Origin of the sequence: Mycobacterium sp. (assembly GCF_032159565.1) — a bacterium.
Lineage (GTDB): Bacteria > Actinomycetota > Actinomycetes > Mycobacteriales > Mycobacteriaceae > Mycobacterium.
Map to the genome: position 1 here is coordinate 25060 of NZ_JAVHWR010000019.1, position 9994 is coordinate 35053.

At 62.2% G+C, this 9994-nt stretch carries 8 protein-coding genes and 1 pseudogene; 4 read left to right on the plus strand and 5 right to left on the minus strand.

Translation table 11 applies throughout. The annotated features are described in order from the left end of the window. Nucleotides 1-9: 9 nt before the first annotated feature. Nucleotides 10-1191, minus strand: coding sequence for an acyl-CoA dehydrogenase family protein (locus QOC76_RS02445; protein ID WP_526353801.1), 1182 nt, complete (start codon nucleotides 1189-1191; stop codon nucleotides 10-12). Between the two features lie 745 nt (nucleotides 1192-1936). Here QOC76_RS02445 and QOC76_RS02450 point away from each other — a divergent pair. Next, nucleotides 1937-2182 (plus strand): ferredoxin, encoded by a 246-nt coding sequence (locus tag QOC76_RS02450; RefSeq protein WP_526353803.1) that lies wholly within the window; start codon nucleotides 1937-1939, stop codon nucleotides 2180-2182. 256 nt (nucleotides 2183-2438) lie between these two features. On the opposite strand, the gene QOC76_RS02455 is transcribed toward QOC76_RS02450, so the two are convergent. Beyond that, nucleotides 2439-3083, minus strand: a complete 645-nt coding sequence (locus tag QOC76_RS02455) for a TetR/AcrR family transcriptional regulator (RefSeq protein WP_526353805.1) — start codon at nucleotides 3081-3083, stop codon at nucleotides 2439-2441. A gap of 796 nt (nucleotides 3084-3879) precedes the next feature. Between QOC76_RS02455 and QOC76_RS02460 the strand changes: the two genes are divergently transcribed. Continuing rightward, nucleotides 3880-5007, plus strand: a complete 1128-nt coding sequence (locus tag QOC76_RS02460; protein WP_526353807.1) for a cupin domain-containing protein — start codon at nucleotides 3880-3882, stop codon at nucleotides 5005-5007. 9 nt (nucleotides 5008-5016) lie between these two features. Continuing rightward, nucleotides 5017-5994: a dihydrodipicolinate synthase family protein gene (locus tag QOC76_RS02465; RefSeq protein WP_526353809.1), complete on the plus strand. Its 978-nt coding sequence runs from the start codon at nucleotides 5017-5019 to the stop codon at nucleotides 5992-5994. A gap of 341 nt (nucleotides 5995-6335) precedes the next feature. Here the strand turns inward: QOC76_RS02465 and QOC76_RS02470 are convergent, their stop codons facing one another. Together QOC76_RS02470 and QOC76_RS02475 are read right to left on the minus strand one after the other, a co-directional pair. Next, the gene (locus QOC76_RS02470) at nucleotides 6336-7478 is read right to left on the minus strand and encodes an acyl-CoA dehydrogenase family protein (protein ID WP_526353811.1); all 1143 of its coding nucleotides are present in this window, start codon (nucleotides 7476-7478) and stop codon (nucleotides 6336-6338) included. Between the two features lie 122 nt (nucleotides 7479-7600). Continuing rightward, nucleotides 7601-7912 (minus strand): annotated as a pseudogene (locus tag QOC76_RS02475) (thiamine pyrophosphate-dependent enzyme); the annotation flags it as partial. Between the two features lie 554 nt (nucleotides 7913-8466). Between QOC76_RS02475 and QOC76_RS02480 the strand changes: the two are divergent. After that, entirely contained in the window at nucleotides 8467-8853 is a 387-nt protein-coding gene (locus tag QOC76_RS02480; RefSeq protein WP_526353817.1) for a DUF732 domain-containing protein, read from the plus strand. 171 nt (nucleotides 8854-9024) lie between these two features. Here QOC76_RS02480 and QOC76_RS02485 read toward each other — a convergent pair whose 3' ends face one another. Then, nucleotides 9025-9642 carry a TetR/AcrR family transcriptional regulator gene (locus QOC76_RS02485; protein ID WP_526353813.1) on the minus strand — a complete coding sequence of 206 codons (618 nt, stop codon included), beginning with the start codon at nucleotides 9640-9642 and terminating at the stop codon, nucleotides 9025-9027. Between the last annotated feature and the right edge of the window lie 352 nt (nucleotides 9643-9994).

Consider the following 9994-nt stretch of genomic DNA (forward strand, 5'->3'; position numbering starts at 1 on the left):
TCCCGATCGCTAGGCCAGTGCAGCCCGCGGGACGTCCTCCCCCACCAGCAGCGCACCGACGATCGTGTAGATCTCGGCACTGGCGGCGGCGTGCTGTGCGGCGGTGCGGACGTCGCGCAGGCGGCGTTGCAACGTCGAGGTGTTGTACATGGCGTTGCTTCCCGCCAATCCGAAAGCCTCATTGACGATCTCGACGCACTCGGTGTGTGCCCGTGCCACCGTCGCGCGCTGGCGCACAGCGGTCAGATCGGTGGCGGGCTGGCCCGCGACGGCGGCGTCCCAGATCGCGCCAACGTCCTTCTCCGCCAGAGCGCGCACGGCCGCCAGGCGGATGTCGAGTTGCCCCAACCGGAACTGAAACACCGGGTCCTCTGCCAGGCGCATCCCCGGGTTGAATGCGGGACGTTTGGTCTTGGCCAACACGCGAAGGTCCTCGAGCGCCCCGGAGGCGATTCCCATCACGACAGCAACGTGGGTCGGTCCGATCGCCAACCGGATCGGCGGCCGGAACAGTGGGATATCCACGCTCGCGGGACCAAAGAATTGCGCGGTGTGCTGTTCGGGCACAAACACATCGTCGATCACCATGTCGTTGCTGCTGGTTCCCCGAAGGCCCAACGAATCCCAGGTGTCAAGAAACTGTGCCTCTTCGGTCGGTACCATGACCAGTCGTGTGTCCGGGACACCCAACTCGCTAATCCGCGGCTGACCGTTCTCCAGCACGACGCAATTGCCCATTACCCATTCGTGGTCATAGCTGCCGCTTGCAAGCGGCCACTGGCCCTTGACGAAGTAGCCACCGTCAGCGCGAACGGCGATACCTTTGGGCGCGAACGCTCCCCGGGCCATGGCGTCGGGCCCTTCGGCGTAGATCTCGCCGTCGAGAATGTGCTGAGGAAACCGGCCGAATACCGGCGCGAAATCGGCGCCGATCATCACGGTCCATCCGGTTGAGGCGTCCGCACGGGACACTTCTTCGATGACGGCCATGGCTGCGGGCAGGCTCATCTCTTCGCCGCCGAATTGGTGTGGGACGAACATCCGAAAGGCGCCCGCCGCGGCGATCCGCTCGACCAGATCGGCAGGTACGACTTTGGCGGTCTCGATTTCGCTGGCCCTTTCGGCGATCTCTGGAGTGAGTTTCCGGATGGCGTCGAGCACGGTGGTGGTCTCGGCGTCAATGGTTGTCATGCGATGCCTCCAGATCGAGAAAGCGCGCCTCGGAGAGCACGAGTGCGATCTCCGTGGTTGAAAAGATTAAGCTAGTTGAACACTAACTGTAATATATGTTCAGGCTCACGGCCTAGTCAAGGCACTAGGCGAAGATCTTCAAAGCGAACCCTCGCCGGCCCGCGTCTACCTGCCCAGCCGACGCTGCAAGGCTCTGGTTGCGCACCGTCCGCTGACTGGGCCGTCAGGGATGCAGCTTGAGCATTGCCGCCTTCGCTGGGGGCATCCGTGGCGCAATCAGCGCTTATCAGCTGCTGAGCCCGTCCGACAATTCCACGATCCCCAGCGAGGTCAGCCGACCGCGAGCCGGCGAAACCGGCTTGCTTGAAAGGCCGGCGGTGCGACTAGGAATCTGTGCGGGCCAAGGGGATTCGGAGCAGGATGATTAATGGTGTGAAAGGGCCACGCGGCCGGGGTCTGTGTTCGGCGCGCCCGGCGACTCCGTTAGCGCGGTAGCGCGGCGCTCCGGTGAGGGGATTACCTGGACCGGGGAGCCAGCTGGGCTGCCAGGCCGACGGCGTCTGCTGCCGAAACCAGCGCAGGGCCGCGCCTGGTTCCGGCCTGGGGGCGGCGCAAGCGACGTTATTCGGCTGCGCGCAATCGGGCCTTTTATTCATATTAGACACTATATGGCTATACTGTCTTATGATGAGCTGCTTAAGCTCTGTTTCGTTTCTAGAGTCGTCAACGTGAGGGGGCCGTCACCATGGCAGAGCACGAGCACATGCTGCTGGTCACCGTCGATCGGTCCAAATGCTGCGGATACACGCTATGTGCCGTCGAGGCACCGGGCGTCTACTCGATCGACGACGAGGGTTTCGCCGTTGCGCCTGACAGCGTGCCGGCGGAGTTGGAAGATCAGGCTCGCACGGGTGCGCGTGCGTGCCCTGCGACTGCCATCATCCTTCTCCGCAGACGGCCCGGCGGACAGGTCTCACCCGAAGGCGGGTAGCCGCGCCTGGCCGGGCGCCACTCCGCCACTGCCGCCGATAACGCGACCGCTGATACCCGCGCGGGTAAGGACTCAACAACCGACAGTCAGCGACCGCGTCATCGAGATGAGCCGCTCGCTAGCTGCTATTTGGCGGAGCCGATCTCCCCTTTACGCGACCTGACCGTCCGAGCGAACCACCCGTCGTCGAGGCGCAATGCGCTGGCGCCACCCATATTGGTGGCCGAACCAGACGCCAACCGTCACGGCAGCACGATCAAAATGTGCTGCCAGACCGCGGACGTCGGCCGCCGATAGGCCGCATTTTATGGCTGCTGCGCAGGTGGGCCAACTGCGTATGGAGCGGGGTCTGGTGCAGATAGGGCAGGGCCACGATCGCCCGCGAAACGTCAGCTAGGTCGTTGGTCGGTATGAGATAGGCCGACATCACGATTCGCAAAATCATCTCGGAGAGTTGACGACTGGTCAGGCCCATCGTCCGCACAGCCGGTGTCAACTCCAGGGCGGGGGTGAGCAGTTGTTCCAGGATGGCAACAAATTGGGGGAAAGCCTGCTGCAGGAAGTCAATGCCGAAGGCGGGCTCTATGGCGAGTACCTGCAGAGCCTCGGGATGGGTTCCACCGACTTCAGTCATTGCTTCGATGACGACCTGCAGACGAACGTCAAGCTCGGGGCACTTATTGACCGCCGTGACAACTGCTTTCTCGAAGACGCCTTCCACATGTTGGGCGATGGCGCGGAGCAAGTCTTCCTTATTGTCGAAGTAGTGATACAGGGTGCCACGCGAAATACCCGCTTCGGCACTGACGTCGCTCATCGACAGCTTGCAAACGCCACGGCGAGCCAGCGTTGTGACGGCGGCGTCAAGGATGCGTCCGACTGTCTCGTTGTTCGCCGCCATCGGGCCTCCCGATATCCAGTGCAGACGGAAATTGGCACGTATTCGACAACATACCACCCATTTGTTTTGTCACATCGACTGCGGAGGGTGCAGCAGGACGGCAACGGAACGAGCCCTGCGGGCGCTCAGTGCCGACGCTGGCGCCCGGCGGGGCCATGTTGCGGACATCGGGGGCGCTGCAGGTGCTCCTCTTTGAATCCCAAGCGCCTCAACATCACTGGCATACCGAAGACGTTCCAACTGGGCGCAACACATCGGACGCGGCCCCAGAAGGCCGTCCTGAATGTCAGCACTGATCTCGCCGGGACCTGAGCACGTTACCTCTTCAATGCTCGATCAATAGTTATGGATTGCGTTGATTTGTACATATTCTGTCATAACTGTCTTGTAAGCGGTCCTCTCCGGTGCTAGCCTCGGCCAAGCGCGATCATCGCCACTGGGTTCCCGCGGAACGTGTGTGTACTTGGTCCGCGGATCAATTGTTGGCTAGCGGCATGACTGACCTAGCGACCTGGAGGTTGCGTGGCACTCACCACGAGGCGCTGGACGTCCATCCCTTCGGTTGAGGGCGGGTTCGCTCACGCGGGTCACCGGATCTTCGATACTGCGGTCGGCTGCGATCGCATTACCGGTGTCCGCGGCAACCTGCTTGTCGCGGGCACTGGGAAACTGTGCGCGGCGCCCCCGCGAAAAGCCGGCCGCGGATTGACGGCTTGATGCCGGCGGCCTTACTCGGGGCGACTGAGACAGGGCGGAAAAATCACTGCGCCTCTCACAGAACTTGGAGCAAAAGGACATGACCACGACGCGTGAATTGGGCGAGAAACTCGGTGACCTCGACAAGCAACTTGACGAATGGCACCTTCGCGGTCAATGGCAATACGACGCACAGTTGGTTCAGCTGACTGACGGTCCGATTCCCGCCGGTGTGCCGTTCCTGTGGGAACGCGATCTCGTCGACCGAGCCTTGACGCAGATGTGTCAGGTGATGTCCAGCGACACCGGCCGAAGGAACTTTACTTTCATCAACCCGGCCGCCGACGTCAACGGAACCACCCGAACCCTGGCGATGGGTATGCAGATCACCCTGCCGGGCGAAGTTGCGTGGGCACATCGCCACTCAATTAGTGCACTTCGCTTCGTGGTCGACGGAAGTGCCCACCTTTACACGGCGGTCGATGGCGAGAAAATGCCCATGCTGGACGGCGACCTCATCATCACCCCGGCATATTCGTGGCACGACCATCACAACGATAGCGACAAGCGCGGCGTTTGGCTGGACATCCTCGATGTGCCGTTCATGGGTTATCTGAATCAATTTTTCTTCGAACCGTTCGGGGGCAGCACCCAGCCGCTGCATCGGACTTCGGCGGACTTCATCAGCAACCGATCAACCAATATTCGCCCCGCTTGGGAACGGCAACAGGACTCCCGCATCCCGTTCCGATATGCATGGAGTGAAGTCAGAGACACCCTGCAGAGGTACGCGGATTGCGATGGAAGCCCATTCGATGGGGTAATCCTGCATTACGCGCACCCAGTCACGGGTGGTGCCACGCTGCCGACCATTGATTGTTTCGCGCAGTTGCTGCGCCCGGGACTGCGAACGGAGCGCCACCGCCACACCGCTAGTGCGGTCTATTACGTCGCTGAAGGCGAGGGCACGACCGAGGTGGGTGAGCAGACACTCGACTGGTCGGCGGGCGACTCTTTCGTCGTGCCGAACTGGATGTGGCACGCGCACATCAACCGCTCCTCGACGACCGACGCAGTGCTGTTCTGTTCGACCGACGCCCCGATTCTCGAGGCACTCGGAATGTACCGGGAAGAGCCGTTTCCCTCGTTCGCCACCAAGCCTTATCCCCCTATACCGGGCGATTTGTCACGGCGGCGGGAACCGACGGAGCGCCTTGCAAAGAAATGAGCGGATGGAATGAACATTACCCGAGCAGACGTCAGGGGCGTTGTGGGCATCGTGCCCACACCGGCCACCAGTGACGCGGACAGTTGGCGGGCCACCAAAACCGTCAACACGCATGAGACCGAAAAGATGGTCGAAGCGGTAATTGGTGCCGGCATAGAAATCCTGATGTCTACAGGCACCTTCGGCGAATGCGCGTCACTGACCCACGACGAATGGCTCACCTTCACCACATGTGTTGCTGACGTCGTAGCAGACAGGGTGCCGTTCTTCGCCGGAGTTACCACCCTGAACACGCGCGACACGATCGCGCGCGGACGTGAAGCACTTGCCGCCGGCGCTGATGGGCTCTTTATCGGCCGCCCGATGTGGCTGCCACTTGACGACGCGGCAACTGTGCGGTTTTACCGCGATATCTGCGAAGCGCTCCCAAGTTTCCCGGTGGTCATCTATGACAACCCGGCGGCGTTCAAGGGCAAAATCAGCGTAGAGGCATACCACCAGTTGGCCGCCCTACCTGCGATTGTGGCGACCAAACACGCTGGCGGACCGACGTTGGTACGCGACATTCAAGCGGTCGGAGATAAGGTCGCGGTCCTTCCCCTGGACAGCGATTGGTATGACGCCGCCAGGCGCTTCCCCGATCTGGCGACCGCGTGCTGGTCGGGCAACGTCGCATGTGCACCATCACCGTTGGCGGCGTTATCGCGGGCTGTTCTGTCCAGGGACTGGGCGACCGCCGAAACAATCTCCAAGAAGGTCAATTGGGCGCTCGCACCCCAGTTCGGTGGTGACATGTCGCGTTTCATGGACTACAGCATCCCCATGGGTCGTGCCCGCTTCCGTGGTGCCGGCCTCATCAATCCCGGACCCAGCCGACCACCCTATACCGAGGCTCCGACCGAGATGATCGAAGGCGGCGAGGAAACCGGCCGTCGATGGGCAGAGCTGGAGAAAGAGTTTCGCGACAGGTTGTCGGAAACAGCCTGACGTTATTGGCCGTTCGCGGCGTCAAATGGCCATAACGACAGCCGTCGGCGGGAAAACCTCGGGGCCAAGCCACCGGCCTCGCGGCCAATGCCCGAGTCAACAACACCACCAGAAAGCGCGCGCAAATCGCGGATAAAGAAGCCATTTACCCAGATGGTGCCGGCGTTGAGCGCGGCCGCTACCCCGATGCGCGGGATTGCGTCGAGGGATGATCCCGGCCCATATCTACCACGATCCCGACATCTTCGAACTCGAAAGCAGTGCATCTTCAGCCGTGCTTGGATCGTGGAGCTTCACACTTCTGCTGTCCAGGCATCAGTTAGATACCGTCGACGATTCCATCAGACGGCGAGGGACTGGGCGATGATCAGCTTCATCACCTCGGAAGAAGCCCCGTAGCTCGGAGACACCCCGGCGTCGACGTAGGCAGCGGAGATCGGGTGGCGCTGAAGCATCTCGCTGCAGTCACCGTGCAGCTGCGCGCAGCGGTCGCCTACCCGGTCATACATCTCCGTGCAGAACAGCTTGACCATTGCCGCGTCGGCTGCGGAAAGTTCGCCGCTTTCATGTAGGACAAGAGCGCGGTCCAGTAGCGACTGGCCAGCTTCGATGTCGGTGGCACACTCGGCGAGCACGAATTTGGTGTGCTGAAACGACGACACCGTAGCGCCGAATGCCTTGCGCTCCTTGGTGTATTCGATGGTGTCGTACAGCTCCTTCACGGCCGCAGAGTGACTGTTGACCGCGATCGACAGCCGCTCCTGCGCGACGTTCTCGATCATGTAGCTGAATCCCCGGCCTTCCTCGCCGAGCAGGTTCTCCGCCGGCACGACGACGTCGTCGAAGATCAACGCGGCCATGCCGCGGGTCCTGGCGCCAACCTTGTCCAACTTGGGGCCCTGAGTGAGGCGGGGACTACTGCCGTTAACGACCAGCAAGCTCAGGCCGTGGCCGCCCGCTGCCGGGTTGGTCGTGACCGGGGTAACGATGAGGTCGGCGTCGGCCCCGTCGCAGACCAAGGTCCTCGACCCGTAAACGATGTAGTTGCGACCGTCGCGAATGGCCCTGACAGTCATGGCTTTATCGTCACAACCCGCACCAACGTCTGCCGTCGCGAGCGCAGCGACGGCGTCACCGCTCACCAGTTGCGGCAGCCAGCGGCTCTGCTGCTCAGCGTTGGCGACCCGCAGGAAAAAAGGCATGGCGATGTCCGTGTGCATTCGGAGGCTGTCGAGCTCGATTCCGGCGCGCCGGCACTCCTCGGTGAGGATGACATTGAACAGAAAGCCGCCCCGCCCGCCACCGCCATATTCTTTGGGAACCTGGATGCCGAGCAGCCCCAATTTGCCTGCAGCCCTCCAGAAGTGCCGGGGTGGCGCTCCGAATCCCCAGTCGGTGCAGTCGGGCGCCACCTGGTCGAGGTAGAAGGCGCGGACCGTAGCCCGGAACGCCTCGTGGTCGTAATCGTATAGGAAGCGTTTCACCACGAACCTTTCACATGTCCATCAGGGCCATTTCAGGATATTCGAGGAATGCTCCTGTCGCGCAGAGGAATTGGGCTACTTGGGGCGTCATCGACCACCACCGCGCGCGGTTTCAGTGACCCCATCCCGAGGATCGCCGCCTCGGGATAGCGGCGGTACTGCGGAAACAGCCAATCGGTCTTGTGCAGGCACGCCGTGGCGCCGATCCGGGCGGCCTCCTGACCACGGCATGAGGGAAACAGTGCCAGTTCGCCCTGCCGCTGCAGGTTGACGAATTCACCGTCGAGATCGCGTGTGACGACCATCAACTCGTAGAGCCGGCACAGGGTCTCCACCGGCAGCTTCCGGTCGTACCGGGCTTCTGCGGTGGGCTGTCCGTCCGCGCCGACGATGCTAACCCGCTCGAGGTTGATGGTCGTGCGCGTCAGCTCCAAATCGGTCTCCTTGTCACAACGCGAAGCACTGGGAGCGCTCACCCCATAGACGATACCGATGAGACACTATCAATACTTTATGTTCCGTGCGCGACGGCGCCCTTGTCTGGTCAGCGGAAAACCGTAGTGCAGCGCGTACACCTAGCGCTGCTGTTGGGCGTGTGCTGTGGGCTTTCTGAAGTGGGGGCGCCCTCGGTCCGCGGCGCCGCCGTCCTACGGCCCGACAAGGCGCGGGAGGACCTCGAAGCCGCGCAGGGGTGAGTGACCGTACGTTCCTGAACGCCTACAAGCCGTTGACCGGCGGCACGGTGGTCCCGGGAGCGCAGCAGAAGCAGGTCTCCGCCGTCGCCACCGTCCCGCCGCCCGCGGAGGCATCGGCGACCGACAGCCCCGCCGTCGTCCTGGCGTTCGTGAACCAGACCCTCACGTTGGACACAGCGCACCGACCAACACCGCATCCTGCGTTCGGGTCTCCCTCGAAAGGTCGACGGCCGTTGGCTGATCTAAGAATTCGACTCGGTCTGAACCGCACCTACCATGCAGCACAGATCCGTATCCCGGCGGACGGTAGGAAGTCGCTGACTGGTCTGTTTTTCGCGTGTGCAGGGTTATTCGGCGTCGCGACGGTGGCGGCCACCCCCACCGTTCGCGCTGACGCGGTGGCCTCTCTGGTCAACGTGATGGTGCGGCCCGGCTACAACTTTCCCAACGCCGACGCAGCGCTGAGCTACAGACACGGCATCTGCGACAAGGTGTCTGGCCCGGACTACGCACAGGTCATAGCCGATGTGAAGGCCGACGTCGCCACCTCCGACGAGTACCAGGCTTCGTATCTGATCTCGCGGGTGGTGAACGAACTCTGCCCCGCGCTGATCTGGCAGTTGCGGAACTCAGCAGCGCGCTACCGCCCGCCGAGGGCTGACAAGGAGATAGTCAGATGACAGAAACAGCAGCGATCAACCAGCCCTGGCGATCAGCGGCGTTGAGCTGACTGGTTACCTTCCATTTTGTCCAAGCTGAGAGTAGATCGTCGAGACTCCGATGCTGAACTGCGAATCAATCAGGCGCGATGTCGCATACGGATGCCTCCCCAAGCCAGCTGCCAGCCGACGTTAGCTCGCCTTTGCCGCCGTGCGTCGCTTGCGCCGCCGTGTCGTTCCGCCCTCGGTGTAAGCGCGGAACAGCGACATGACCACGTCCGGCACCTCATAGGAGGAGTTGCCGGGGAGGAACAACATCGAAATGACGTTGCGCAAAAACAGGTCTCCGAGCTGACGTGTGGTCAACGCACCGCCCGTCACGAGCGGCGACTCCGCCGCCGCCGGGCCCAGTGCGTCGGTGACGACGTCGACGAGATGGGGGAAGGTATCGCGGATGAACTCCAACGTGAACGAGGGTGCGACGTCGAGCATCCGGACCATATCGCCTCCGGCCGCGCAATAGGCGATGACGGTGTCGAGGACGACCTGCACCCGCACCGCTGGGTCTGGATTGACTTCGATCGCGGCGGCGAAAGCCGCGGCAAGTCCGTCTTCGAAGTGGCGGGCCAGCGCGGCCAGGACATCTTCCTTGCTCGTGAAGTACCGGTAGAAGGTTCCGCGGGCAACCCCAGACGACTTGCAGATATCGCTTACCGAGAGCTTGTGCGCGCCTCGCCGGCTCAAGGCGTTCATCGTCCCAACCAGGATCTTTTCGACGGTTTTGTCCGCTCGTCGATCAACCTCGGCCATACCCGTCCCTCCTTACCGATAAAGTCAAGCGAACCTAGGTGTCACACCTTCGCTCTCCCGCGTTCTCTGTCACCACAAGAACAGCCTGCTCAATTAGTGTTCTACTCGTTCGATTATGTCGCACGGAAAGCGCAATTCAGGGACCCGCACACGGCACTGTGAGCGAACACACGTAGAAACGAAATCCACCAAGGAAGTCCTCGAGGGCCAATAGCGGCGGGATCCAGGTACACGCAGCAAAGCTCGAGCGGTATCGAGTTGCTCGAAAATCGTCGCATCTGCGGGGTACCGGTGGAGGCGGATGTGTCACCGCGGTGGTGGATGGCGGTGGCGGTGGGTGTTGTCCCCGAAG